We start from the raw sequence: 25,321 nt of genomic DNA, 5'->3' as shown, positions 1-25,321 counted from the left end.
TAAAAAAGCCCCGCAGGCAGGGGGGGCCGGCGGGGCTGGTGGAGCTGGGCCTGGGGAGGGGCCTTCGCTCCGGATCACTCCAGGGGAGGGAGAGATCATGTGACAGGCGTTGCACCTGTCACGGGCTATGAGACCACTGTGCACATGGATGGTTCGTGAAGATTTCTGTTAAGAATCTGTTGGATTCAGTACCGATTCATTCAGACATCTTCGGCAAACGTGGCCCTAACGTCCGGCCGCCACGATTTCAGTGGGCTTCTTCCCAACTGCCGCCGACGCCGCTGTCGACCACCAGTGGCACGCGCAACTCGGCCGCGCTGGACATGCGGGCGGTGGCCTCGGCCAGCAGGGTTTCGACGAAGTCCTCGTCGGCCTCGAATACCAGTTCGTCGTGCACCTGCAACACCATCAGCGCGCGGCTGGCATGGCCGGCCAGCCAGCCGTGGATGTCGATCATCGCGCGCTTGATGATGTCCGCCGCGCTGCCCTGCATCGGCGCGTTGATCGCGGCGCGTTCGGCGCCGGCGCGCAGGCCCTGCTGGCGCGCACCGATGTGCTCCAGGTAGAGGCGGCGGCCGAACACGGTTTCGACATAACCCTGCTCGCGCGCCTGCTGGCGGGTGCGCTCCATGAACTCGCGCACGCCGGGGTAGCGGTTGAAGTACAGCGCGATGTAGTCCTGCGCGTCGCCGCGACTGACGCCGAGCTGCTTGGCCAGGCCGAACGCGCTCATGCCGTACATCAGCCCGAAGTTGATCGCCTTGGCGGCGCGGCGCTCGTTCGGCTCGACCGTCTCGATGGTCTTGCCGAACACCTCCGCGGCGGTGGCGCGGTGGACATCGGCGCCGGAGGAAAACGCGCGCAGCAGCGCCGGGTCTTCCGACAGGTGCGCCATGATCCGCAGCTCGATCTGCGAGTAGTCGCAGGCGACGATCCGGCGCCCGGGCGGCGCGACGAACGCCTTGCGGATGCGGCGGCCGTCGGCGGTGCGGATCGGGATGTTCTGCAGGTTGGGATCGGATGAGGCGAGCCGTCCGGTCGCGGCGCCGGCCTGGTGGTAGCTGGTGTGCACGCGGCCGGTACGTGCGTTGACCATTTCCGGCAGCTTGTCGGTGTAGGTGCTGCGCAACTTGGCCAGCCCGCGGTATTCCAGGATCACGCGCGGCAGTTCGTGCAGCTCGGCGATCGCCTCCAGCGCCTCCTCGTTGGCCGACGGCTGGCCCTTCGGCGTCTTGACCAGCGCCGGCAGCCTGAGCTCCTCGAACAGCAACGCGCAGACCTGTTTGGGCGAATCGAGATTGAACGTGCGCCCGGCCAGTTCGGTGGCCTTCTGTTGCGCCGCCAGCATGCGCCGCCCGAGGTCGACCGACTGCCGGCGCAGCTCGTCCATGTCGATCATCACCCCGACCGCCTCGATGCGTTCGAGCACCGGTACCAGCGGCATCTCGATCTCGCGGTAGACGCGCAGCAGTGCCGGCTCGGCCGCAAGCCTGGGCGACAGCAGCCGGTGCAGGCGCAGGGTGACGTCGGCGTCCTCGGCGGCGTAGCCGGTGGCGTCGTCCAGCGCGACCTGCGAAAACAGGATCTGCTTGGCGCCCTTGCCGGCGACGTCGCTGTACTTGACCGTCTCGATGCCGAGGTAGCGCTTGGCCAGCGAGTCCATGTCGTGGCGGCTGGCGGTGGCGTTGAACACGAAACTCTGCAGCATGGTGTCGTCGGCATAGCCCTGCACGTCGACGCCGTGGCAGCGCAGCACGTGCAGGTCGTACTTGCCGTGCTGGCCGATCTTGCGCTTGTCGGGGTCGGCCAGCAGCGGGCGCAACGCGTCCAGCACGAGATCGCGATCGAGCTGCTGCGGCGCGCCCGGGTACTGGTGCGCGAGCGGGATGTAGCACGCGCGGCCGGGCTCTACCGCGAGGCTCAGCCCGACCAGGTTGGCACACAGCGCATCGAGCGAGTCGGTCTCGGTGTCGAATGCGAACTCGTCGGCGGCGTGCAAGCGGGCGATCCAGCCGTCGAGCTGCGCGCGCTCCAGCACCAGCTCGTATTCGCCGGGCGCGGACAACGCAGGATCGGTCGCGCTTTCGGGCGCGCCGGTCGAGCGCGCGTAGCCGGCGGCGGTGTTGCGCAGGCCGCCGTCGCTGGCCGCACCGCCGTCCAGATCGCGCAGCGCCTGCTTGAAACCGTAGCGCGCGTAGAGCACGCGCAGCACTTCGGCGTTGCGGTCGCGCAGCACCAGGTCGGCCGGCCCGCAACCCAGCTGGAGATCGGTCCTGATCGTGGTCAGTTCGCGGTTGAGCGGCAACCTCGGCACCACCGCGCGCAGGTTGTCGCCGACCTTGCCCTTGACCGCGTCGGCCCGGGCGATGACGCCCTCGAGGCTGCCGAACTCGGCCAGCCACTTGGCCGCGGTCTTGGGCCCGCACTTGTCGACGCCGGGGATGTTGTCGATCTTGTCGCCCATCAGCGCCAGGTAGTCGACGATCTGCGCGGGCGCCACGCCGAACTTGGCGATGACCGCCTCATCCGAATCGAGCCGGCTGCCGCTCATGGTGTTGACCAGCGCAATGCCGGCGCCGCCCTCGGTGCGGCATACCAGCTGGGCGAAATCCTTGTCGCTGGTCGACACGGTGACATCGATGCCGGCCGCCACCGCACGCGAGGCGAGCGTGCCGATGACGTCGTCGGCCTCGACCCCGTCGATGCGCAGGATGTCGATACCCAGTGCCTGCACGATGTCGCACATCGGCTGCACCTGTGCGCGCAGCTCGTCGGGCATCGGCGGGCGGTTGGCCTTGTACTGCGGGTCGAGATCGTCGCGGAACGTCCGGCCCGGCGCATCGACCACGTAGGCGACGAAATCGGGCTTCTCGGCCAGCGTGGCGCGCAGCATGTTGACCACGCCGAACAGCGCGCCGGTCGGTTCGCCGGCATCGTTGGTCAGCGGCGGCAGTGCATGGAAGGCGCGGTAGAGATAGCTGGAGCCGTCGATCAGTACGAGTCGTTTCATCACGCGATTCTACGCCGCGCGATGCTGGCCCACGACCGGCGGCCGGCGCCCGGCCGGCGCGCGCTCAGGCCGCCGCCTGGGCGCGCTCGATGCTGTAGGGTCGGGCCACGCCGAAGCCCTGCGCGCAGTCCACGCCCATCGCCCGGACCGCCTCCAGCGTGGCGTCGTCCTCGACGAACTCCGCGACCGTGCGCACCCCCATCAGCTGACCGATCCGGTTGATCGACTCGACCATCGCGTAGTGCACCGGATCGTGCACCACCCCCCGCACCAGCGAGCCATCGATCTTGAGGTAGTCGACCCGCAGGTGCTTGAGGTAGTTGAACGAGGACATCCCGCTGCCGAAGTCGTCGATGGCGAAAAGGCAGCCGAACTCGCGCAGCTCGCCGATCATCTCGATCGCACGGCTGAGATGGGCGATCGCCACGCTCTCGGTGATCTCGAAGCAGATCCGCTCCGGTGCCACCCTGCGCCCGGTGATCTCGGTCCGCACGAACTCGGGGAAGCTCTCGTCCAGCAGCGACGCGCTCGACAGGTTGATCGCATACAAGCGGCGATCGCCCGGGGTATCGACCAGGTGGCCGAGCACCGAGCCGAGCACCCAGCGATCGAGCGCCGGCATCAACCGGTAACGCTCGGCCGCCGGGATGAACGCCATCGGCGGCACGATTGCGCCGTTGGTCGCGCGCATGCGCAGCAGCACCTCGACGTGGCCGTCGGGCTGGTCGTTGGACTCGGCCGGCCCGACGCTGACGATCGACTGGCTGCACAGGAACATGCGGTCCTCATTCAGCGCGGCCTTGATCTCCTCGACCCACTCGTGCTCGGTGTGGTGCTGCGCCCGCGCGTGCTCGCCGGGCTCGTAGATCTGCACGCGGTTGCGGCCCAGCGCCTTGGCCGCGTAGCAGGCCTCGTCGGCATGGCTGAGGATGTCGGTCAGCGACAGCGAGTCGTCCTGGATCTTCACCATGCCGACGCTGACGCCGAGGTCGAACGAGCGGTCCTTCCACACGTAGGTGAACTGGTCGACGGTCGAGCGCAGCTTCTCGGCGACCATCTCGGCGTGGCCGGCATCGCAGTTCTCCAGCAGCACGCCGAACTCGTCGCCGCCCAGGCGCGCCAGGGTGTCGGTCTCGCGCAGATGCTCCTTGAGCAGCCCGGAAAGCTGGCGCAGCAACTCGTCCCCGGCCAGGTGCCCGGCGGTGTCGTTGACCACCTTGAACCGGTCCAGGTCGAGGTACAGCAAGGCGTGCCCGCTCTCGCTCTCCACGACGCTCTTGAGCGCCTGGCCGATGCGCCGCTCCAGCGCGCGGCGGTTGGCCAGCCCGGTCAGCGGGTCGTGGGTGGCCTGGTGGTTCAACTCGGCCGCCACCTTGCGCGCGACGGTGGCGTTGCGGAACGCGAACACGGTGCCGGCCAGCGAGCGGTCGTCGGCGATGATCGGTGCAAATGTGCCCTCCACCGAGATCTCGTGGCCGTCGCGGCGCACCAGCAGGGTCTTGGCCGACAGCGGATTGGCGGTGAAACCGGCCTGCTCGATATCGGGCACCACGAAGGTCTGGCCGTCCTCGTCCTTGAGCGTGACCACCTGCGACAGGCGCTTGCCGATCGCGTCGGCCATGCTCCAGCCGGTGATGTGTTCGGCCAGGGTGTTGATGAAGGTGATGTGCCCGGTCGGGTCGACCGTGACGATGCCGTCACCGATGGAGCGCAGCGTCAGTTGCGCCTGGTGGTCGTCGCTGACCAGGCGAATGGCCTGTTTCATGCGGTCCAGGTCCTGTTGCATCTGCGGCGCCAGCAACACCGTCGAGGTCTGCCGGGCAAGCAGCTGCAGCCGGTGGATCTGGCCTTCTGTCAACGAGCGCGGCTCGCGGTCCAGCACGCTCAGCATCCCGATGCGTCGTCCGGTCGGTGTGACCAGCGCGACGCCCGCACAGAAGCGGATGCCATGTGCACCGCGCACGGCCGGGTGTTGCGCGTGGCGCGGGTCGGCGCGCAGGTCGCTCACCACCGTGGTTTCGCCATGCACGGCCAAGTCGCTGGTCAACGCCACGATCGGCACGAGGTCGTCGTCGCGCGCGCCCGAGCAGGCCAGCACCAGCGGATTGCACTGACCGGCCGGATCCAGCAGCGTGAGCAGCGCCGACCTCGTGCCGCAGATGTGCGCCGCCAGCGCGATCAGGTCGGCGAAGTGCCAGTCGTTGAACGGATCCTGGAGATCCGGATTGGACCGAGCGAGGTCCTGGCCGCGTGCAGCCATGAGTGGGTGGTCGTATGAGGGGGGGCTTTCGAGGGTCACCAGCGAATACTAGGTGCGGCAAAAACAAGAGCGCGTGACGTTGAAGGCCGCGGTCTTGGCGCGTCCCGCACAATGCTGAACAGTTGATGTGCCGCAGGTCACAGATTCCGCCGACTACACGCGGCTCGCAAACTTGTCGCCGCCGCTCATCAGCGCGATTCAGGACGCGGGACGCCGCACCAGCTTGTGCAGGCCGGTCCACGAACGCTCGAGTGATCGCCGCGACAGCGCGATCCACAGCTCCGGTTCGCGCCACCGGAACAGGTCCCAGCGCTCCTGGCCCCACAGCGGCCGCAACAGGCCGGCGAAATCACCGGCGGTGATCGACTTCACCGACAGGCCGCGGCCCTGCCAGCGCGCGCGGCCGGCATGCATGAACCAGCGCAGATCGGCGGTTACGTCGCGCATGTAGAAGCCCCGCCGGTAGCAGGGCTGCGGGTCCAGGCGCTCGCCGCACGCGATCTGCAGCAGCCCGAGCGGGAAGTTGACGCCCGCCGCCACCGCCAGCGGCAGTGAACCCCACAGGCGCGGATTGATTTCCATCAGCCGGTAGTCGCCATCGTCGGCCACCTTGAACTCCACCATCGCCACGCCGTGCCAGCGCAGGTGCCGCAGCAGCAGCACGCTGGCGGCGATGATCGCCTCCGGCGCCTCGACCGCCCGGCGGTAAGTGCTGCCTCCGCCGGTCAGCGGGAATTCATGGACGCGCTCGTGAGCGAACAGCCAACGCGGCGTGCCGTGCTCGAACAGCGCCTCCACCCCGAAGCCGCGCCCGCGGAAGTACTCCTGCTCGACCACCGCGCCGTGCTGCAGCAGTTGCCGATATGCCTGGATGCGCTCGGCGCTGGTGGCGCAGATCCGCACCGTCAGCGTCCGCAGCGTGCCCTCGACCAGCACCTTGCTGTGGATCGGCTTGACCGCCAGCGGGTATGTCGGCTGCTCGGGCAACTCATGGAGTGCCCGGACCAGTGTGCTGCCGGGCACCTTGATGCCCAGGCGCCGCGCCACCGCCGAACTTTCGTGCTTGTCCAGGGCGACGTCGATCGAGGACTCGTCGGGAATCACCAGCTTCGCCCGCAGGTGCGGCTGCAGCTCCTGCGACTTCAACGGCACCAGCGAGTGCTCGGTGCTCGGCACGATCAGGTCGTAGTAGTTCTCCCGGTCACGCACCGCCAGCCACGCCCGCAGCGCCTCGGCCGACTCGGGCTGCTGCAGGCGCTGCACGATCCGGCGCGAGGCGAAGCTCAGGCACTGCGGATCGGTGGCAGCGACGTCCACTGCGCAGGCCCGCGACAGCGCCAGCACCACCTGGGCCGCCGCCTTGCTGTGCCCGTCCAGCACCAGGACCCTGCGTCGCCTCCGTGGGTCGCCCTGATCACGCATCAGCGGGCGGGCGGCATGCGCCGACCTCGGACCTGGCTGCATGGCATCGCGCGCGCATCGCGCTGACCGACAGCCTTCTCGCGCGCATCGCGTGCCCTGCGGCGTGCGCTCGCACGATCGGGTGCCTATCCATTGCGTGGGTCATGAAACCGCTCCACGACATCGCCTCCGGGAACAAGAAGACGCAGTTGACCAGCGGGGGCCCACGGGACAACGCGGCAGCGGGTACCCGGAGCGCCGCCGCCCAAGTGCAACCATGCCGCGTCCGGCGGCATGCGGGCGTGACGGGCGGCGGCGTATGCTGCCCGGCACGAACCTGGAGAACCGCCATGCGTTTGTCTTCGCTCGCCCCGACCGTCCCGCTCGCCCTGCTGAGCCTGCTCGCCGCCTGCGCCACGCCGGGCGCCGGCGCCGATCCCACCGCGAACCTGCAGGGCGCCGATGTCGCCGTTCGCACCACCGATGCCGGTGAGGTGATCGAGGAATACCGCATCGCCGGCCAGTTGCACGTGGTCAAGATCACCCCGCCGCGCGGCCCGACCTATTACCTGGTCGACAGCGATGGCGATGGCGTGCTCGACAGCAGTAAGGGCGAAGGCACGATTTCGCCGGTGCAGTACAAGCTGTTCGAATGGTGAGCGCCGCCCCGGTGATCCGCACGCTCGACGACGAGGCCGCGTTGCGCGCGGTCTGGCCGGTGGTCGCGCAACTGCGTCCGGCGCTCGACGAGGACGGTTTCGTGCGCCAGGTGCTGCGGCAGATCCACGACGACGACTATCGCGCCACCGCGTTGTTCGATGGCGCGGCCGTGCCACGCGCGTTCGCTGGCTGGCGGGTGATGGAGATGCTCGCGATCGGCCGCCACGTCTATGTCGACGACCTGGTCACCGACGCGAGCACGCGCAGCCGCGGCCACGGCAAGGCGCTGCTGGACTGGCTCAAGGCCGAAGCCAGGCGACTGGGCTGCGTGCGGCTGCAACTGGATTCGGGCACGCAGCGGCAGGATGCACACGCGTTCTACCTGCGCGAAGGGCTGCGGATCGAAGGCTTCCACTTCGGTATCGCATTGCAATAGCGTTGTGCCTGCGGCACCGCACGCGCTGATGTTGCGAAAACCGGATGCCGCGACGCGACAGGGTGGGCACGCTTTCCGTGCCCGCCAGAGCGTCCGCGGCTGCGATGGTGGGCACAAAGAGCGTGCCTACCCTACGTCGGCTCGGCTCGCAATGGCGGCAGCTTCGTCGATCGCGGCGGCACCAGCGGCAGAACTCGTAGGCTGGGCTGCAAAGCCAGCGCCTCTGGCAGGCACGGCTGGAGTCGGCCACACGATCCGGAAGCCCCGATCCCCGGACCCCGGACCCCGGACCCCGGACCCCGGACAGCTACTACGCCGGCTGGAGGTTCGCGTAGGCCAGCACCAGCCACTTGCTGCCAGCGTCGTCGAAATTGATCTGCACGCGCGCGTGCGCGCCGGTGCCTTCGTAGTCGGTTACCGTGCCGGTGCCGAAATTGGGGTGTTTCACCAGGGCGCCCAGCTGCACCGGCGGCGCCTCGATCGCGGCGTGTCCCGCATTGACCCGTGGGCGCGGATTGAACATCGGCCGCGAGACCTGCACCTTCGGCCGCACTTCGTGCAGCAGCGCCGGCGGGATCTCGCGCAGGAACCGCGACGGGATGCCGTACATCTCGCTGCCGTGGATGCGCCGCGCCTCGGCATAGCTCAGCACCAGCTTCTCGCGTGCGCGGGTGATGCCGACGTAGGCCAGCCGCCGCTCCTCCTCGAGCCGGCCGGCCTCCTCGATCGATTTGTTGTTCGGGAACAGTCCTTCCTCGAGCCCGCCGAGGAACACCAGCGGGAATTCCAGGCCCTTGGCGCTGTGCAGGGTCATCAACTGCACGCCGGCCTCGCCGGCCTGGGCCTGGCCTTCGCCGGCCTCCAGTGAGGCGTAGCTCAGGAACGCGACCAGCTCGGGCATCGCCGCGGCATCCTCGTCGTCGCCGATCACGAAGCGCGAGGCTACCGAGACCAGCTCGTCGAGGTTCTCGGTGCGCGAGTCGAGCTGGCCCTGCGACTCCCGGGCGTAGTGCTCGCGCAGGCCGGAGCGGGCGAGCACGTGGTCGATCTTCTCAGGCAGCGGCAACTCGGCGGCCTCGCTGTCGAGCGCATCGACCAGGTGCACGAAACCGGCAATCGCGTTGCGCGCACGCGCGGCGAGCACGGTGTCGCCGGTGACGCGACGCGCGGCCTCCCACAACGGCACCGCGTCGGCGCGCGCGCGGCGGCGTACCTCATCGAACGTTCGCTCACCGATGCCGCGGGTCGGCGTGTTGACCGCGCGTTCGAATGCGGCGTCGTCGGCACGGTTGGACACCAGCCGCAGGTAGGCCAGCGTGTCCTTGATCTCGGCACGTTCGAAGAAGCGCTGGCCACCGTAGACGCGGTACGGCACCTGCGCGGAAATCAGCGCCTCTTCGAATGCGCGCGACTGCGCGTTGCTGCGGTAGAGAATCGCGACATCGGCAAAGCTGCCGCCGTCACGCACCCACTGGCGTAGCCGCTCGACCACGAAGCGGGCCTCGTCCATCTCGTTGTAGGCCGCAAACAGGTCGATTGGCTCGCCTTGGCCGGTGTCGGTCCAAAGCTTCTTGCCCAGGCGCGCCGGGTTGTGCGCGATGACCGCGTTGGCCGCGTCCAGGATATTGGCGCTGGAGCGGTAGTTCTGTTCCAGCCGGATGGTCTGCGCACCGCTGCCGTTGCCGGAGCTGAAATCCTTGAGGAAGCGTTGCACGTTCTCGACCTTGGCGCCGCGCCAGCCGTAGATCGCCTGGTCGTCGTCGCCGACCACGAACACGTTGCCGCTGCTTCCATCAGTACTGCTGCCGGCGAGCAGCCGCACGAAGCCGTACTGGATCGCGTTGGTGTCCTGGAACTCGTCGACCAGGATCTCGCGGAACCGGCTGCGGTAGTGGTTGAGCAGGGCCGGGTTGTCGCGCAGCAGCTCGTGCGCGCGCAGCAGCAGTTCGGCGAAATCGACCAGGCCGGCGCGCTCGCAGCGCTCCTGGTAGGCGGCATACGCGCGGCGCATGGTGTCGAGCCACTGGTCGTCGCTGGCCTGGATGTGCTGCGGCCGGCGGCCCTCGTCCTTCTGCGCGTTGATCCACCAGCCGATCTGGCGTGGCGGGAAACGCGCATCGTCGAGTTCGAGCTGCTGCACGACGCGCTTGACCAGCCGCAACTGGTCGTCGGAATCGAGCACCTGGAACCCTTGGGGCAGCCCGGCGTCGTGCCAGTGCAGCCGCAACAGCCGGTGCGCCAGTCCGTGGAAGGTGCCGATCCACATGCCGCGCGAGCCGTTGCGCAACTGCGCGTCGGCACGCGCGCGCATCTCGCCGGCGGCCTTGTTGGTGAAGGTCACCGCGAGGATGCCGTGGGTCGGCACGCCATGGACCTCGTTGAGCCAGGCGATGCGGTGGGTCAGCACGCGGGTCTTGCCGGAGCCGGCGCCGGCCAGCACCAGGTAATGGCCGGGCGCGGCACTGACGGCCTCGCGCTGCGCAGGGTTCAGCGCGTCGAGCAGGTGGGAGACATCCATCGCGCCATTCTACCGGCCGGTGTCGCGCAAGCCGCGAACGGTGGAGCGGCGCTTGCTCCGCTGACGGTTCATTCACGTCGTGGCAAGCGCAGCCGAGCAAGCTCGGCTCTACGGTGGCGTGCAGGACCTCGGCCTGGGCCGTTCACCGTTCACCGTTTTCCCATTTCCCATTCACCGTTCACCCCTACACCGTTCACCCCTCTACCGTTCTCTCTTCCACCCGATCCCTCGCACGCGCGGCCAGCGTCGGCAGCAGCGGTTCGAACGGCTGTGGCCGGCCGAGCAGGTAGCCCTGCACCTCGTTGCAGCCGCGCGCCTGCAGCCACTGGTGCTGCTGCACGGTTTCCACGCCCTCCGCGACTGTGCTCAGCCCGAGCGTATGCGCCAGGCCGATGATCGAGGCGCAGATCGCGGCGTCGTCCGGATCGGTGCCCAGGTCGCGCACGAACGAGCGGTCGATCTTTAGCCGGTCTATCGGCAGCCGCTTCAGGTAGGCCAGGCTGGAATAGCCGGTGCCGAAGTCGTCCACCGAGATCCCGACCCCGAGGGCGGCGATCCGCTTCATCGCGTGGATCGCGCGTTCCGGATTGACCATGATCACGCTCTCGGTCAGTTCCAGCTCCAGGATGCCGGGCGGCAGCGCGAACTGCGCCACCACCGCGGCGACGTCGGCATGGAGGTCGTGGGCGAACTGCGCGGCCGAGACATTGACCGCGATGCGCAGGTGGCCCAGCCCGGCGGCGGCGAGCAGTGCGTGGTGGCGTGCGGCCTCGTGGAGCACCCGGCGGCCGAGCTCGACCACCAGCCCGCTCTCCTCGCAGACCCCGATGAACTGGTCGGGCATCAGCAGGCCGCGCTGCGGGTGTTGCCAGCGCACCAGCGCCTCGACCGCCGTGGGCTTCCCGTCGAGCCCGAACAACGGCTGGAACGCCAGCCCGAACTCCTTGCGCTGCAGCGCATCGCGCAACTGCGAGACCAGCTGCAGCCGCTGCGACACCGCCGCGTCGAACTCGCTGCGATAGCCGACCGCGCGGTTGCGGCCCTGCTGCTTGGCCTGGTACATCGCCAGGTCGGCGCGCATCAGCAGGGTCTCGGCATCCGAGCCCGAGTCCGGGTAGCGGCAATGGCCGATGCTCGGGGTCAGCGTGTACATCACCCCGGCGATCTCGATCGGCTCGCTGAGCACCGTGCAGACGCGCTCGATCACCGGCTCCAGCTCGTTGCCGATGATGCGGTCGGTCAGCACGATCACGAACTCGTCGCCGCCGAACCGGCCGACCGTCTCGCTGCCGCGGACCACGTCCTGCAGGCGCCGCGCCACCGCCCGCAGCACCTCGTCGCCGGCGCTGTGGCCGAGGCTGTCATTGACCAGCTTGAAGTCGTCCAGGTCGATGAACACCACCGCGACCTCGGTGCCTTCGCGCTCGGCCTGAAGCACCGCCTGCTGCAGCCGCTCCAGCAGCAGCTGGCGGTTGGGCAGTCCGGTGAGTTCGTCGTGGGTGGCGCGCCAGGTCAGCTGTTCGGCCGAGCGCTGGCGGTCGGTGACGTCGCTCTGCACGCCGACGAAGTGGGTCAGCACGCCGGTGGCGTCGCGCACCGGCGCGATCTGGAAATCGTTGTAGAACAGCGCCCCGTCCTTGCGGTAGTTGCGCAGCAGCACCCGCACCTCGCGCTGCTCGTGCAACGCCTGGCGGATCTCCTCGATCGCGGGCTGGTTGCGGTCGCCGTGCTGCAGCAATCGGCAGTTGCGGCCGAGGATCTCCTCGGCGGCGTAGCCGGTGATCTCCTCGAACGCCGGATTGACATACACCACCGGCTGGTCGGGCTGGCGTGCGTCGGCAATGATGATGCCGTTGTTGGTCGCCTCCACCGCCCGACGCAGCAGTCGCAGGTCGGCCTCCGCGCGCCGCTTCTCGCTGACATCGAGCATGCCGCCGACCATGCGGATCGCACGGCCGTCGGCGTCGCGCAGCAGGTAGCCGCGTTCCACCACCTCAACAAAGCGGCCGTCGCTGTGGCGGAAGCGGTACTCCTCCTCCCATTCGATGCGGTCGGAGTCGATCGCTTCGCGCAGGCGCTCGATCACCCGCGCCACGTCGTCGGGATGCACCAGGGTGCGCCACACCGCCAGGTCGCCGGGAATCTGTTCGCGCGAATAGCCGAACGTGGAGTAGAAGCTGTCGCTCCACCACAGCGCGTCGTGTCCGAGATCTAGGTCGAACACTGCATCGCTGGTGGCGCGCGCGATCAGCTGGAAGCGCTGCGCGCTGTGCTCGCGTTCGGCCTCGGCGCGGACCTGTTCGGTGATGTCGCGGATCAGCACCAGCCAGGCGCGACGGCCGTCGAAATCGATCGCGACCCGGGCATTGTTGACGTAGATGATGCGGCCGTCGCTGAGCCGGTGGCGCCAGGTCCGCTCGTTGTCCTCGGCCGCCGGTTCGGCCGCGATCGAGGCCCTGGCCTCGGCCACCTCGTCTTCGGGCCGGATGTCCAGCACGCCGAGCGCCAGGAACTGCTCGCGGCTGTAGCCGTACTTGGCGATGGCCTTTTCGTTGACGGCGAGGAACCGCAGGGTTTCGCGGTCGAACACCCACATCGGCAGCGGGTTGTGCTCAAACAGGAAACGGTACTGGCGCTCGGCAACGTCGCGCCGCTCGCGCGCCTCCGCCAGGTCGGTGACATCCTGCTGCACGCCGCGGATGCGGCGGCTACCGTCGCTGCCGATGACCGGCTGGGCGCGCGTCTGCAACCAGCGGATCGAGCCGTCCGGGCGCGAGATGCGGAACTCGGCATCGATCGGCGACGCATTGCGCGGCAAGTCGGCGTGTTCAAGCAGCGCCCCGGCGCGGGCCTGCAGTCCGGCGCGGTCGCGCGGGTCGATCGCCGCGAACGCATCCTCCAGCGTCAGCGGCGCATCGCCAGGGGTGCGCCCGTAGATGCGCCAGGTCTCCTGGTCCCAGTCGACCAGGCCGCTGTCGAGGTTCCACTCCCATTCGCCCATGCCTGCCAGCGTGTGTGCCTGACGCAGGCGCTCGTCCGTGCGGTTGAGCGCTCGGATCGTCTCGCGCAACTTTCCGATCAGCCGCGCCTGCCGCGCCTGGCCCTGGCTCAGGCGCCGCGTCAGCAGGACCCATAACAGCGCCAGCAGCAGAGACAACACGAACCCGATGCTGGCGAAGCCGGCCCATGCCGCCAACACGCTGCGCTGCTGGGTGGCGACCACCACGACCAGTGACAGGTCCGGCAGCCGCCTGAACACGAATCGGCGCTCGACTCCGTCGTACGGGCTGCGCTCGTCGAAATGCCCCTTCGCCACGCCCTGCCAGGCAGGACCGAACAGCGCCCAGTCGTCGAGCCGCTCACCGACGCGCCGGTCGATGTCGTTGGAGCGCGCGACGATCGCGCTGTCGGCATGCACCAGTCCGATGCGGTCGTTCTCGCTCAGCGAATAACCCTGCACCAGGTCGGCGAAGATCGCCGCATCGACCCACCCGTGCACCCGCACTCCCCCCGCGGTGCGCCGCGATACCGGCAGCGCCCAGCGGCCGTCGCGCCGCTGCGGTGCGCCGATCGAGAGCGGTCTGGAACCGTCGGCGGCGGGCGGCTGGTCGTCGGCGGCCAGGTACACACCGCGCATCGAGGGGCCTCTGGCGTGGGCCGCTGCCGCGCTGTCCTCTGATCGCCGCGCCGCGCGGGCGGCGTCCTCGAGCTGGCCGGCGACCACGTGCATGCGGTCGCGGAGCTGTTTCTCGACTGCCTCGGTCAGCAGCTGCGAGCGCGCCAGCGTACGCGCCTGGATGTTGCCGTACTCGTTCCACAGCAGGCTAAGGCCCAGCAGCGGCAGCATCGCCGCGAGCACCCACCCGTAGCGCAAGGCGCGGCGGGCGTAGTGATCGTCACTGGCGGTGCTGGAGGGGGCGGATGCGGGCGCGGGTGGTGCTGGCAATGGCACTGACCTGGGTTCTGCGTATCCCAATCAAGCCCGCTGCGGCGGCGCCGGTCAAGCCGGCGCGGATCCGGCGCACGCCGCGCTCATGCCGTGGCGGCAGCGAGCTTGGCCTTGCCGGCATGCGCCATCAGTTTGTCGGTCCAGGCGATGCCGATGGCCGACAGGATGAACGCGGTGTGGATGATGGTCTGCCAGATCACCCCGGTCGAAGTGGTGCTGCTGCAGATCTTGGTTGCGACCAGGCCCGGGTTGGCGAGGGTGAAGGCAGCCGCCTCCTGCGCGGCGATGAGCGCCTCGGTGGTGCCGCACAGCGGCAGGCCGGAGTCCATCGTGCCGGCCTCGATGAAGGTCTTGAGCAGGTGGATCGAGGAGATGCCGATGATCGCCATCGCCAGCTTGACCTTGAGCACGCTGGCGTTGACGTGGCTGAGCCACTCGGGCTGGTCCGGGTGGCCCTGCAGCCCCAGCCGCGAGACGAACGTCTCGTAACCGCCGACGATGACCATCACCAGCAGGTTGGAGATCATCACCACGTCGATCAGGCCCAGCACCAGCAGCATGATGGTCTGCTCGGTCATCCCGGGCGCATCGCTGACCAAATGCACCAGCTCCTTGATGAACAGGAACACGTAGACGCCCTGCGCGACGATCAGGCCCAAATACAGCGGCAACTGCAGCCAGCGCGAGCTGAAGATCAACGCCGGCAGCGGGTTGAGGCGGGGCGAGCGGAGATCGGGCATGGGCAGTCGGGCTGGACAAAAGGCGCGCTAGCGTAGCGGGCGGCCGGGGGTCGTGCCATGTCGGGTTCACCTCGTTCATGAGCCCTTCCCCGCGGGACAGGGGCTTCGGAATCGCCACCGCTTACACTCGAGCGCTGATTTCACCGCCCGGACCGCCGATGACCGCACGCTGGCTTGCCAAGTTCTCTGTCCACTCGCTTCCTACCCTGCTGCCCGTCCTGTTCACGACTCTGAGCCTCATGAGCGCACCCGTACTTGCCCAGACCCCCGATGCGCAGCCCACCCCGCGCAAGCTGAGCCTGGAAGCGCTGGCCGGCGATGCGCCGCTGTCGGGGCCGAGCCTGCTCAAGCCGAAGATCGCGCCCGACGGCAGCCGCGTCGGCTTCCTGCGTGGCAAGCCCGACGACAAGAACCGGCTGGACCTGTGGGCCTTTGATATCGCCACCGGCCAGACCCGGATGCTGGTGGATTCCGAGGACGTGCTGCCCGGTGTGGAAGTGCTCAGCGACGCCGAAAAGGCCCGTCGCGAGCGCCAGCGCATCGCCGCGCTGAGCGGCATCGTCGACTACCAGTGGGCACCCGACGGGCGCTCGCTGCTGTTCCCGCTGGGCGGCGAGCTGTACCTGTTCGACCTCGGCCAGAGCGGCGCCGACGCCGTGCGCAAGCTGACCGATGGCGAAGATTTTGCCACCGACCCGAAGCTCTCGCCCAAGGGCGGCTACGTGAGCTTCGTGCGCGAGCGCGACCTGTGGGTGATCGAGCTGGCCAGCGGCGAGGCGGTGCAGCTGACCGACGACGGCAGCGACACGGTCGGCAACGGCGTGGCCGAGTTCGTCGCCGACGAGGAGATGGGCCGCCACACCGGTTACTGGTGGGCGCCGGACGATTCGGCGATCGCGTTCGCACGCATCGACGAAAGCCCGGTGCCGGTGCAGAAGCGCTACGAGGTGTACCCGGACCGCACCGAAGTGGTCGAGCAGCGCTACCCGTCCGCGGGCGATGACAACGTACTGGTCCAGCTCGGCGTCATCGCCCCGCGGGCCGGGGCGCAGCCGCGCTGGATCGACCTGGGCCAGGAGCGCGACATCTACCTGGCCCGGGTCGACTGGCGCGATCCGCAGCACCTGACGTTCCAGCGCCAGTCCCGCGACCAGCAGCGCCTGGACCTGGTCGAGGCCGACCTCGGCAGCGGCGCGCAGCGCACGCTGGTCACCGAAACCAGCGGCACCTGGGTGCCGCTGCACGACGACCTGCGCTTCCTGGACGACGGACGGCTGCTGTGGAGCAGCGAGCGCAGCGGATTCGAGCACCTGTACGTGCTCGACACCGATAGCGCTGCCACCGCGCTGACTTCCGGCGACTGGCCGGTCGATGGGCTGCTCGCGGTCGACGAAGCCGCGGGGTGGGTGTACTTCGCCGCCGGCCGCAACACCCCGCTCGACAGCCAGGTCTATCGCGTGCCACTGGCCGGCGGCGCGATCGAGCGCCTCTCGCAACAGCCGGGCGTGCATTCGGCGACGTTCGCGGCCAACACCAGCGTCTACGTCGACAACTGGTCCAACCCGACCACGCCGCCGCAGCTGACCCTGCATCGCAACGACGGCACCCGGATCGCCGAACTGGTCGAGAACGACCTGGCCGACCCGGACCACCCATACGCCCCGTACCGGGAGGCGCACCGGCCGATCGAGTTCGGAACGCTGACCGCGGCCGACGGCCAGACCGAACTGCACTACAGCGTGATCAAGCCCAGCGGTTTTGATCCCTCCAGCCAATACCCGGTGGTGGTGTATGTCTATGGCGGCCCGGCCGGGCAGACCGTGCGCCGCAACTGGACGCCGGACTTCAACCAGTACCTCGCCCAGCACGGCTATGTGGTGTTCTCGATCGACAACCGCGGCACCCCGCGGCGCGGGCGCGAATTCGGCGGCGCGCTGTACGGCAGGCAGGGCACGGTGGAGGTGGCCGACCAGCGCATCGGGGTCGAGTGGCTGCAGGCGCAGCCGTGGGTGGGTGGCGAACACATCGGCGTGTACGGCTGGTCGAACGGGGGCTACATGACCCTGATGCTGCTCGGCCAGGCGCCCGACGCCTACACCTGCGGCGTCGCCGGCGCCCCGGTGACCGACTGGGCGCTGTACGACACCCACTACACCGAGCGCTACATGAACCTGCCCGAGGCTAATGTCGACGGCTACCGCGGCGCGCGCGTGCTCGAGCACATCGACGGCCTGGTCGGCGCCGACGCGCCGGAACTGCTGCTGATCCACGGCATGGCCGACGACAACGTGCTGTTCTCCAACTCCACCGCGCTGATGAGCGCGTTGCAGCAGCGCGGGCAGCGATTCGAACTGATGACCTACCCCGGCGCGAAGCATGGCCTGCGCGGCCAGGACCTGCTGCACCGGCTGCGCCTGACCGGCCACTTCTTCGCACGCTGCCTGAAGCGCTGACGGAGTCCAACCAGAGCATCGCGGGCATGGCCCGCTCCTACGGTCTGGGCAGTGGCGGCCTGCTGGCTGAGGTGAAGAACGTAGCGAACGCATCGACCACTCGCGCCAACCCGGCATCGTCGACATCCAGGTGCAGCACCAGCCGCACCGCCCCCGCCTGGCCGACCACCAGCCGCACGCGTGCCGCGTCCATGTGCGCCTTCAGCGCGTCCACTCGCCCTGGCGGTAGCGCGACGAACACCATGTTGGTGTGCTGCCCGAGCACTTCCAGACCCTCCAGGCCAGCGAGCGCTTCGGCCAGCTGCGCGGCGCGCGCGTGGTCCTCGGCCAGCCGCTCCACGTGGTGGTCGAGCGCGTGCAGGCAACCGGCCGCGAGGATGCCGGCCTGGCGCATGCCGCCGCCGGTGACCTTGCGCCAGCGCCGCGCGGTGTCGATCAGGGCCGCGGTGCCCAGCAGCACCGAACCGACCGGCGCACCGAGGCCCTTGGACAGGCACACCGATACGCTGTCGAAATGCCGCGCCACTTCGCGCGGAGACACGCCCTGCGCGACCGCGGCGTTGTACATGCGCGCACCATCCAGGTGCAGGCGCAGGCCTTCGCGGTCGCATAGGGCGCGGGCATCGCGCAGGTAGTCCGGCGGCAGCGCGCGGCCGTGCCAGGTGTTCTCCAGGCACAGCAGCGTGGTCCGCGCGTAGTGCGGGTCGATCGGTTTGATCGCGCGCTCCACCGCATCCAGCGGCAGGGTGCCGTCGATCGCATGCACGATGGGTTGTGGCTGGATCGAGCCCAGCACCGCCGCGCCGCCGCCCTCGTACTTGTAGGCATGCGCGTCCATGCCGATGAGGTACTCGTCACCGCGGCCGCAGTGCGCCATCAGCGCGAGCAGGTTGGACTGGGTGCCGCTGGGCACGAACAGGCCTGCGGCAAAGCCGAGCTCGTCGGCGAGCCGCTGCTGCAGCGCGTTGACCGTGGGGTCCTCGCCGTAGACGTCGTCACCGACCTCCGCGCGCACCATCGCCTCGCGCATCGCGGTGGTGGGTCGGGTCACGGTGTCGCTGCGCAGATCGATCCAGTCCATGCGGTGCTCGCCTCGAAGGGCGTTCCATGATGCCATCGCGCGTGCGGCGTCGACTGGACTGCCGCGATGCACAGGGTCTCGGCCACGCGCTGCCGGGGGAGAATCCTCCGATGAAGCTTGCGTGATGAAGCCAGCCCGATAGAGTTGCCCGATGAAGATCGCCAGCTGGAACGTCAACTCGCTCAACGTGCGGCTGCCGCACCTGCAACAGTGGCTGGCCGCAAGTGCGCCGGACATCGTCGGGCTGCAGGAAACCAAGCTCGACGACGAGCGTTTCCCCGATACCGCGCTGGCCGAGCTGGGCTATCGCAGCGTGTTCTGCGGACAGAAGAGCTACAACGGCGTGGCGATCCTGTCGCGCGGGCCGGCCAGCGACGTGCAGATCGGCATCCCCGGCTTCGAGGACGTCCAGCAGCGCGCGATCGCCGCAACCTTCGGCGGCATCCGCATCGTCAACCTGTACGTGGTCAACGGCCAGGACGTCGGCACCGACAAGTACGCCTACAAGCTGCGCTGGCTTGAAGCGGTGCAGGGCTGGCTGATCAAGGAGCTGCTGGCGCATCCGCACTTGGTGGTGCTGGGCGATTTCAACATCGCCCCCGACGAGCGGGACGTGCACGACCCGGTGACCTGGAACGACCACCACATCCTGACCTCCACTGCCGAGCGCGAAGCCCTGCAGCGCCTGTGCGCGCTTGGCCTGCACGACGCCTACCGGCTGCACCGCGACGGCAGGCCCGACGACGACACACGCGAGTTCAGCTGGTGGGATTACCGGCAGGCCGCGTTCCGCCGCAACCTCGGCCTGCGCATCGACCTGACGCTGGTCTCGGACGCGCTGCGGGCGCGCTGCCTGGCGGCGGGCATCGACCGCGAGCCGCGGACCTGGGAACGGCCCAGCGACCACGCGCCGGTGTGGGTCGAGCTGGACGACTAGCGCCGGGAGTCGCTCGCTGCACTCGTTGCGAGTAGTCAGGCCGGCAGCTGCGCCGCCGAGAAGGGCGACTGGGTGCTCTGCTGACCTTTCTCACAGCGAAGCGACTGCTCCGCGGCGGCGCCGCGGCCTCAACCGGCGGCGCGACCGCGGACGCAGTAAAGAGGCCCGGCGTGAGCCGGGCCCTGCGGTCCTTCATTGCAGCGCATTCAGCGTGCGCGGCCGCGGCGGAACAGGTTGACGATGGCGAGCAACACGATCGCACCGACCAGTGAGAGCAGCAGACCCGAGAGACTGAAATCGCCCTGGTTGATGTCGCCGCCGCCCAGACCGAGCATGCCGCCGATCCAGCCACCGAGGAACGCGCCGATGATGCCGACGACGATGTTGAGGAAGATGCCTTGTTGCCCGTCGGTCTTCATGATCATGCTGGCGATCCAGCCGATGATGCCGCCGACGATAAGCCAAATGATGATGCCCATCATGCTCGTGTCTCCTTATCCATTCAGAGGGGGTCGAATGCTCCCCTGCGTGGGGGCGGAGACAGTTTTGCTAGGTATGCGTGATGGCGATGTCAGGGGCGCGGGCGCTGGGCTGCGCCCGGTTGTCGCGTCAGCGTGAAGAAGCGCTCTGCAGCATTGCCAGGACGGCCTGTCGCGGCAGCTTGCCGGTTTCGTTGCGGGGCAATGCCGCCACGCAGCGCAGCGGGCGGGGCAGGAATACCGGATCGATGCTGGTGCGCAGCGTGCGCAAGATCTGCGCGGCGTCGAGCGTCGGCGCGACCGCGAGTGCGGCGATCCGGCGCACGCCGGCACCGTCCAGCTGGACCACCACCGCGTCCTCCACGCCCGGTATCGCCAGCAGCTTGCGGGTGAGGTCGCCGAGCGAGGCGCGCTTGCCGGCAATCTCGAGCAGGTCGGCGTTGCGGCCGCGCAGGTGGAAGCGGCCGTCGGCCTGGAGCTCGACCAGATCGGCCAGCACCACCGGCTGCGCGAGGTACGGCGCGTGCACCGCGGTGCCATCGGGCTGTGGCGACAGCCGCACGCCCGGCAGCGGCGTCCAGGCCGCCTCCAGCGCGGTGCGGCGGCGCGCGAGGATGCAGGTCTCGGTCGAGCCGAACAGCTCGCGCACCTCGCAGCCGAAGCGGGCTTCGGCGGCGCGGGCCAGTTCGGCCGGCAACGGCGCGGTCGCCGACACGATCCCGGCCAGCGGCGGCAGCGCGATCGCCGGGTCGAACCGGCACGCCTCGAGCAGGGCGCGCAGGTGCACCGGGGTTGTCACCAGCAACGGCGGGGTGATCGCATCGTGCAGCGCGCGCGCGATATCCGCCGGGAAGAACGGCCGCGCGCCGTGCACCGCCACCGGGCCCAGCAGTGGCAACAGCACCGACATCTCCATGCCGTACATGTGCTGCGGCGGCACCGTCGCGACCAGGTGGGTGCTGCCGGTGGGATCCAGCAGGTCGGCCAGCGCGGCCAGGTTCTGCGCGGTGCTGGCGCGGAACGCCGCCCAGGCCTTCGGGTTCGGCTTGGGATGGCCGGTGCTGCCGGAGGTGAATCCAATCGCGACCAGTGCGGCATCGTCGATCTCCAGCGCGATCGCGTCCGCGCCAGGCGAGCATGGCTGCGGCAGCGTCGCCGGCAGGCGTTGGTAGCGCGGCGGTGCGGGCACCAGCGCGATATCGCCCAGGCAATAGCTGTCGGGGTGCTGGGCGATGACCTCGTCGATCACCGCCGGCGCGCGCGAAGGCGGCAGCAGCGTGGTCTGTCCGCGCGCGGCGGCGGCGCAGAACGCGACCAGGAACCTGTAGCGGTCCTCGCACAGGTTGATCGCATACGGCGCATCGGGCAGGGTCGCGGCGACGCCGCGGACCTCGCCGCGGAACCGCTCCAGCGAGATGTCGCCGTGGCGGTCGAAGGCAATGGCGCGCCCGCCCTCGCCGAAGCTCAGGGCCGCGCGCGGCGTCGCGCCGGCTTCAGCAGCAGTGGTGTCGACAACCGCAGACATCATCGGATAAATCCCGCTCGTTGCATGCACCGGCACGGCGCGCGGCATGCCCGACCTCGTCCGATCGCGCGTCCAGCGCCGCCCCCTGCCGCATAGCTTACGCTGGCCCACCGGGCCGAGCCCAGACGCCGCATCGATGTCCCTGCCGCCACCACCTTCAACGCCGCCGCTCCCGGCTCCACCGGATGCGCCCCCACCGCCCGCACATCCGGCCTGGGTGTGGCAAGCGCGCCAGCCGGGGCTTGCCGCTCAGGATCAGGCACGCCCGTGGCTGGCCGCGCAACTGGGGCTGGCTGCCGAGGCCGTGCCGTTGCGGCGCGATGCACGCCAGCGGCCCTGCCTGCAGCCGCCGTGCGCGGACCACGACTGCGGCTGGAGCCACAGCGGCGGCGGGCTGCTGATCGCGATCGGCGCCGGCGTGCAGCTCGGCATCGACCTGGAATGGCAACGGCCGCGGCCGAACGCGCAGGCCCTGGCGCGGCGCTATTTCGCTGCCGGTGAAACCCGCTGGCTGGCATCGCTGTCACCGGCGCAACGCGAGTCCGCGTTCCTGCGCCTGTGGTGCGCCAAGGAGGCGGTGCTGAAGGCGCACGGGCACGGGCTGTCGTTCGGCCTGGACCGCCTGCGGTTCGGCGATGTCGACGGCACGCTGCGGCTGCTCGAATGCGATCCGGCCCTGGGGCGGCCGCAGGACTGGACGCTGCTGGAACTGGCGCCGGCCCCGGGCTACCTCGGCGCGCTGGCATGGCGGCCGGCGTAGCGGGCGGACTGGCCTGTTCGGCCCTTGCAGGAGCGACGTGAGTCGCGATGCGGTTGAGGAAGTGCACGCGACTCACGTCGCTCCTACCGGCAGAGACCCGAAGGCACGCACCGGTCATACTTCGCGACCTCATGAACAGCCCCGCCCCGTTTCCGCCCGAACTGCGCCGCACGCTTGAGACCGGCCTGTCTGGACTCGCGCTCGAGCCCGCACTCGCAAGTCCGCTGCTGGCCTACCTCGCACTGCTGGTGCGCTGGAACAAGACCTACAACCTCACCGCCGTGCGCGAGCCGCACGAGATGGTCGGCAAGCACCTGCTCGACTCACTGGCGATGCATTCGTACCTCGACGCGATCGCCGCGTCCGGCGGTGCATTGGCCGACCTCGGCACCGGCGCCGGCCTGCCCGGCATCCCGCTGGCGATCGTCAAGCCGGGCCTGCACGTCACCCTGGTCGAGAGCAACGGCAAGAAGGCGCGGTTCATGCGCGCGGCGGTCCGCCAGCTCGGACTGACGCGGGCGAGCGTCGCCGAATCGCGGATCGAGGCGTTGGGCCTGCCCGGCGGTTTCGATGCGATCACCGCGCGCGCGCTGGCGACGCTGCCGCTGATCGTGGAACTCGGCGGCCACCTGCTCAGGCCCGGCGGCCGGCTGCTGGCGATGAAGGGCGTCTACCCGCACGAGGAGATCGCCGCGCTGCCCGCGGGCTGGACGCTGCTCGCCGCGCATCCGCTGCGCGTGCCCGGGCTGGACGCGGAGCGGCACCTGATCGAAATCGGGCGGGCGTCGTGACAGCGGGGCTGTGGTAGGAGCGGCTTCAGCCGCGATCGGCCAGGTACGCGGGTCGAGGGTTCTGGTTCGCGGCTGAAGCCGCTCCTACGGGCCGGGCCGACTTTCGGGCGGCTCATGGGCAATCCCGGCCCGCGACCGCCGTCGCAGCTCCGGCCTCCGGTTCCAGCAAGCCCCGGCCGAGGCGGGCATAATCCCCGGTCCGAGCGGCGCCCCGCGCCCTCTTCGCACCAGCCACAGGGGACGAGCCGCATGGCCCGCATCATCGCCGTCGCCAACCAGAAAGGCGGGGTCGGCAAGACCACCACCGCGGTCAACCTGGCCGCCGCGCTCGCGCGCACGCCCAAGCGCGTGCTGCTGATCGACCTGGACCCGCAGGGCAACGCGACCATGGGCAGCGGCGTCAACAAGCGCGAGCTGGAGGAGTCGGTCTGCGAGGTGATGCTGGGCGAGGCCGACATCGCCACCGTGATCGTGCGCACGCCGGAGGACTTCGACCTGCTGCCGGGCAACATCGACCTGACCGCGGCCGAGATCCGGCTGATGGACCAGGACGACCGCGAACTGCGGCTCAAGCGCGCGCTCGCACCGGTCGCCGGCAACTACGACTTCGTCCTGATCGACTGCCCGCCGGCGCTGTCGCTGCTGACGATCAACGCGCTGACCGCGGCCGACTCGATCATCGTGCCGATGCAGTGCGAGTACTACGCGCTCGAGGGCGTCAGCGCGCTGCTCGACACCATCGAAGGCATGAAGTCCCGGCTCAATCCCGCGCTCGAGATCGAGGGCGTGCTGCGCACCATGTTCGATGTGCGCAACAACCTCGCTAATGCGGTCTCGGCCGAACTGACCAACCACTTCGGCGACCGCGTGTTCCGCACCATCGTGCCGCGCAACGTGCGCCTGGCCGAGGCGCCCAGCCACGGCCAGAGCATCGTCGGCTACGACCGCGCCAGCCGCGGCGGCATTGCCTACCTTGGCCTGGCCGGCGAGGTGCTGCGCCGCCAGCGCGAGCGCGACCAGCCGGCGCGACCGGCCACCCCCGCATCGCAGGAGACCGCGGCATGAGTTCCGCCAAGGACGTCGACAAGGCCGGCGCCAAGAGCACCGACAAGGCCGCCGCCGGCGGCGCGGCCAAGAAGCGCGGCCTCGGCCGCGGCCTGGAAGCGCTGCTCGGGCCCAAAGCCGCCGCCGGGGCGCCGGCGCTGGAAGCCAGCCCGGACGACACCCTGCGCACCCTGCCGGTCGATGCGCTCGCGCCGGGCAAGTACCAGCCGCGCAAGCACTGGGACCAGGACAAGCTGGCCGAGCTGGCCGAGTCGATCAAGGCGCAGGGCGTGATCCAGCCGATCGTGGTCCGGGAGGTCGTGCGCGAAGCGCGCAACGGCGAGGCGGTGCGCGGCAGCCGCACCTACGAGATCATCGCCGGCGAGCGCCGCTGGCGCGCGAGCAAGCTCGCTGGACTCAGCGATATCCCGGTGGTGGTGCGCGAGGTCGACGACCGCACGGTCGTGGCAATGGCGCTGATCGAGAACATCCAGCGCGAGGACCTCAACCCGCTGGAGGAAGCCACCGCGCTGCAGCGGCTGATCGACGAATTCGACCTGACCCACGCCCAGGCCGCCGAAGCGGTCGGCCGCTCGCGCGCGGCGGTGTCCAACCTGCTGCGCCTGCTGGAGCTGCCGCCGGCGATCCGCGCCCTGGTCGAGTCGCGCCGGCTGGAGATGGGCCACGCGCGGGCCCTGCTGACGTTGTCGCCGGAACTCGCCGGCAAGCTCGCCAGCGATGCCGCCGAGCACGGCTGGTCGGTGCGCGAGGTCGAGCACCGCGCCCAGCAGTTCGCACTCGGCCGGGTGCCTGACAGCGGCCGCAAGCCCAGGCCCGGCAAGGTCAAGCCGCAGGCCGACATCGTCACCCTGGAGCGCGAGCTGTCCGAGTCGCTCAGCACCAAGGTCAACGTGCTGCACGGCCGCGGCGGCAAGGGCCGGCTGGTGATCCACTACAGCGACCTGGACTCGCTCGAAGGCGTGCTGGAAAAGCTGCGCACGCCCACCGCGTGATCCCTGCTCCTCTCATGTAGGAGCGACGTGAGTCGCGGTTTGTAGCTTCGAGCGCTGGCGTTATCGCGACTCACGTTGCTCCTACAGGTCACCTGACGACCGGCCTCACCGCAGGCGCCAACTGCTTGCAGAGCACTGAAAACCACAGCATAATGCGCGGCTCGCTGCGTCCAGCCCACCCCGGTGCGCAGGACACCCCCGGAAGCGCGATTCCGGGCCGTCCGACGCGGCAGGATTCCAACCCGCATTGCGCGCCATCGGTCG

General features: G+C 69.5%; 17 protein-coding genes. 8 read left to right on the top strand and 9 right to left on the bottom strand.

Going from position 1 to position 25,321, the window contains the following annotated elements; genetic code table 11:
• Positions 1-247: 247 nt before the first annotated feature.
• The 3 genes from polA to ACJQWM_RS09980 all read right to left on the bottom strand — a co-directional run bounded on the left by polA (position 248) and on the right by ACJQWM_RS09980 (position 6,692).
• The gene (polA, locus tag ACJQWM_RS09990) at positions 248-3,010 is read right to left on the bottom strand and encodes a DNA polymerase I (protein WP_332704677.1); all 2,763 of its coding nucleotides are present in this window, start codon (positions 3,008-3,010) and stop codon (positions 248-250) included.
• A 64-nt stretch (positions 3,011-3,074) separates the two neighbouring features.
• Positions 3,075-5,270 carry an EAL domain-containing protein gene (locus tag ACJQWM_RS09985; protein ID WP_411306802.1) on the bottom strand — a complete coding sequence of 732 codons (2,196 nt, stop codon included), beginning with the start codon at positions 5,268-5,270 and terminating at the stop codon, positions 3,075-3,077.
• A 198-nt stretch (positions 5,271-5,468) separates the two neighbouring features.
• On the bottom strand, positions 5,469-6,692 hold the full coding sequence (locus ACJQWM_RS09980; protein ID WP_411306801.1) for a carboxylate--amine ligase: 1,224 nt from the start codon (positions 6,690-6,692) through the stop codon (positions 5,469-5,471).
• Positions 6,693-7,021: 329 nt separating this feature from the next.
• Here ACJQWM_RS09980 and ACJQWM_RS09975 point away from each other — a divergent pair, with 329 nt between their 5' ends.
• The gene (locus ACJQWM_RS09975) at positions 7,022-7,330 is read left to right on the top strand and encodes a DUF2782 domain-containing protein (protein WP_332704683.1); all 309 of its coding nucleotides are present in this window, start codon (positions 7,022-7,024) and stop codon (positions 7,328-7,330) included.
• Positions 7,324-7,767 carry a GNAT family N-acetyltransferase gene (locus ACJQWM_RS09970; protein ID WP_332704685.1) on the top strand — a complete coding sequence of 148 codons (444 nt, stop codon included), beginning with the start codon at positions 7,324-7,326 and terminating at the stop codon, positions 7,765-7,767. Before ACJQWM_RS09975 ends, ACJQWM_RS09970 begins: the two co-directional genes overlap by 7 nt.
• Before the next feature lie 310 nt (positions 7,768-8,077).
• On the opposite strand, the gene uvrD is transcribed toward ACJQWM_RS09970, so the two are convergent.
• From uvrD to ACJQWM_RS09955, 3 genes are all read right to left on the bottom strand, one after another.
• Positions 8,078-10,285: a DNA helicase II gene (gene uvrD, locus ACJQWM_RS09965; RefSeq protein WP_332704687.1), complete on the bottom strand. Its 2,208-nt coding sequence runs from the start codon at positions 10,283-10,285 to the stop codon at positions 8,078-8,080.
• A 193-nt stretch (positions 10,286-10,478) separates the two neighbouring features.
• Positions 10,479-14,231 (bottom strand): EAL domain-containing protein, encoded by a 3,753-nt coding sequence (locus tag ACJQWM_RS09960; RefSeq protein WP_332704689.1) that lies wholly within the window; start codon positions 14,229-14,231, stop codon positions 10,479-10,481.
• 86 nt (positions 14,232-14,317) lie between these two features.
• Positions 14,318-14,974: a TIGR00645 family protein gene (locus ACJQWM_RS09955; protein ID WP_332704691.1), complete on the bottom strand. Its 657-nt coding sequence runs from the start codon at positions 14,972-14,974 to the stop codon at positions 14,318-14,320.
• 239 nt (positions 14,975-15,213) lie between these two features.
• On the opposite strand from ACJQWM_RS09955, the gene ACJQWM_RS09950 reads away from it, so the two are divergent.
• On the top strand, positions 15,214-17,427 hold the full coding sequence (locus ACJQWM_RS09950; protein WP_332704692.1) for a S9 family peptidase: 2,214 nt from the start codon (positions 15,214-15,216) through the stop codon (positions 17,425-17,427).
• Positions 17,428-17,464: 37 nt separating this feature from the next.
• Here the strand turns inward: ACJQWM_RS09950 and ltaE are convergent, their stop codons facing one another.
• Positions 17,465-18,508, bottom strand: coding sequence for a low-specificity L-threonine aldolase (gene ltaE / locus ACJQWM_RS09945; RefSeq protein WP_332704694.1), 1,044 nt, complete (start codon positions 18,506-18,508; stop codon positions 17,465-17,467).
• A 151-nt stretch (positions 18,509-18,659) separates the two neighbouring features.
• On the opposite strand from ltaE, the gene xth reads away from it, so the two are divergent.
• The gene (gene xth / locus ACJQWM_RS09940) at positions 18,660-19,445 is read left to right on the top strand and encodes an exodeoxyribonuclease III (protein WP_332704696.1); all 786 of its coding nucleotides are present in this window, start codon (positions 18,660-18,662) and stop codon (positions 19,443-19,445) included.
• 206 nt (positions 19,446-19,651) lie between these two features.
• On the opposite strand, the gene ACJQWM_RS09935 is transcribed toward xth, so the two are convergent.
• Both ACJQWM_RS09935 and ACJQWM_RS09930 read right to left on the bottom strand, forming a co-directional pair.
• The gene (locus ACJQWM_RS09935) at positions 19,652-19,924 is read right to left on the bottom strand and encodes a GlsB/YeaQ/YmgE family stress response membrane protein (protein WP_332704722.1); all 273 of its coding nucleotides are present in this window, start codon (positions 19,922-19,924) and stop codon (positions 19,652-19,654) included.
• Between the two features lie 130 nt (positions 19,925-20,054).
• Positions 20,055-21,449: an AMP-binding protein gene (locus tag ACJQWM_RS09930; protein ID WP_411306800.1), complete on the bottom strand. Its 1,395-nt coding sequence runs from the start codon at positions 21,447-21,449 to the stop codon at positions 20,055-20,057.
• A gap of 217 nt (positions 21,450-21,666) precedes the next feature.
• Here ACJQWM_RS09930 and ACJQWM_RS09925 point away from each other — a divergent pair, with 217 nt between their 5' ends.
• From ACJQWM_RS09925 to ACJQWM_RS09910, 4 genes are all read left to right on the top strand, one after another.
• Positions 21,667-22,209 carry a 4'-phosphopantetheinyl transferase family protein gene (locus tag ACJQWM_RS09925; protein ID WP_332704700.1) on the top strand — a complete coding sequence of 181 codons (543 nt, stop codon included), beginning with the start codon at positions 21,667-21,669 and terminating at the stop codon, positions 22,207-22,209.
• A gap of 131 nt (positions 22,210-22,340) precedes the next feature.
• Positions 22,341-23,000, top strand: a complete 660-nt coding sequence (gene rsmG / locus ACJQWM_RS09920; protein ID WP_332704702.1) for a 16S rRNA (guanine(527)-N(7))-methyltransferase RsmG — start codon at positions 22,341-22,343, stop codon at positions 22,998-23,000.
• Positions 23,001-23,249: 249 nt separating this feature from the next.
• Positions 23,250-24,065 carry a ParA family protein gene (locus ACJQWM_RS09915; protein ID WP_411306799.1) on the top strand — a complete coding sequence of 272 codons (816 nt, stop codon included), beginning with the start codon at positions 23,250-23,252 and terminating at the stop codon, positions 24,063-24,065.
• Positions 24,062-25,057 (top strand): ParB/RepB/Spo0J family partition protein, encoded by a 996-nt coding sequence (locus ACJQWM_RS09910; RefSeq protein ID WP_411306798.1) that lies wholly within the window; start codon positions 24,062-24,064, stop codon positions 25,055-25,057. Before ACJQWM_RS09915 ends, ACJQWM_RS09910 begins: the two co-directional genes overlap by 4 nt.
• The last annotated feature ends 264 nt before the right edge of the window (positions 25,058-25,321 follow it).

It is taken from the genome of Novilysobacter longmucuonensis (assembly GCF_046600735.1).
In the GTDB taxonomy this organism is placed as follows: Bacteria; Pseudomonadota; Gammaproteobacteria; order Xanthomonadales; family Xanthomonadaceae; genus Novilysobacter_A; species Novilysobacter_A longmucuonensis.
Note: the sequence above shows the minus strand (reverse complement) of the source record. Positions and strands in the feature narration are given on the sequence as shown.

Bases quoted from the DNA above. Each gene is read 5' to 3' on its own strand.
- ACJQWM_RS09975 (WP_332704683.1), top strand. From the start codon at position 7,022: ATGCGTTTGTCTTCGCTCGCCCCGACCGTCCCGCTCGCCCTGCTGAGC.
- ACJQWM_RS09930 (WP_411306800.1), bottom strand. From the start codon at position 21,449: ATGTCTGCGGTTGTCGACACCACTGCTGCTGAAGCCGGCGCGACGCCG.
- rsmG (WP_332704702.1), top strand. From the start codon at position 22,341: ATGAACAGCCCCGCCCCGTTTCCGCCCGAACTGCGCCGCACGCTTGAG.
- ACJQWM_RS09970 (WP_332704685.1), top strand. From the start codon at position 7,324: ATGGTGAGCGCCGCCCCGGTGATCCGCACGCTCGACGACGAGGCCGCG.
- ltaE (WP_332704694.1), bottom strand. From the start codon at position 18,508: ATGGACTGGATCGATCTGCGCAGCGACACCGTGACCCGACCCACCACC.
- ACJQWM_RS09955 (WP_332704691.1), bottom strand. From the start codon at position 14,974: ATGCCCGATCTCCGCTCGCCCCGCCTCAACCCGCTGCCGGCGTTGATC.
- ACJQWM_RS09910 (WP_411306798.1), top strand. From the start codon at position 24,062: ATGAGTTCCGCCAAGGACGTCGACAAGGCCGGCGCCAAGAGCACCGAC.
- ACJQWM_RS09950 (WP_332704692.1), top strand. From the start codon at position 15,214: ATGAGCGCACCCGTACTTGCCCAGACCCCCGATGCGCAGCCCACCCCG.
- ACJQWM_RS09915 (WP_411306799.1), top strand. From the start codon at position 23,250: ATGGCCCGCATCATCGCCGTCGCCAACCAGAAAGGCGGGGTCGGCAAG.
- ACJQWM_RS09985 (WP_411306802.1), bottom strand. From the start codon at position 5,270: ATGGCTGCACGCGGCCAGGACCTCGCTCGGTCCAATCCGGATCTCCAG.
- ACJQWM_RS09935 (WP_332704722.1), bottom strand. From the start codon at position 19,924: ATGGGCATCATCATTTGGCTTATCGTCGGCGGCATCATCGGCTGGATC.
- ACJQWM_RS09980 (WP_411306801.1), bottom strand. From the start codon at position 6,692: ATGCGTGATCAGGGCGACCCACGGAGGCGACGCAGGGTCCTGGTGCTG.
- uvrD (WP_332704687.1), bottom strand. From the start codon at position 10,285: ATGGATGTCTCCCACCTGCTCGACGCGCTGAACCCTGCGCAGCGCGAG.
- polA (WP_332704677.1), bottom strand. From the start codon at position 3,010: ATGAAACGACTCGTACTGATCGACGGCTCCAGCTATCTCTACCGCGCC.
- xth (WP_332704696.1), top strand. From the start codon at position 18,660: ATGAAGATCGCCAGCTGGAACGTCAACTCGCTCAACGTGCGGCTGCCG.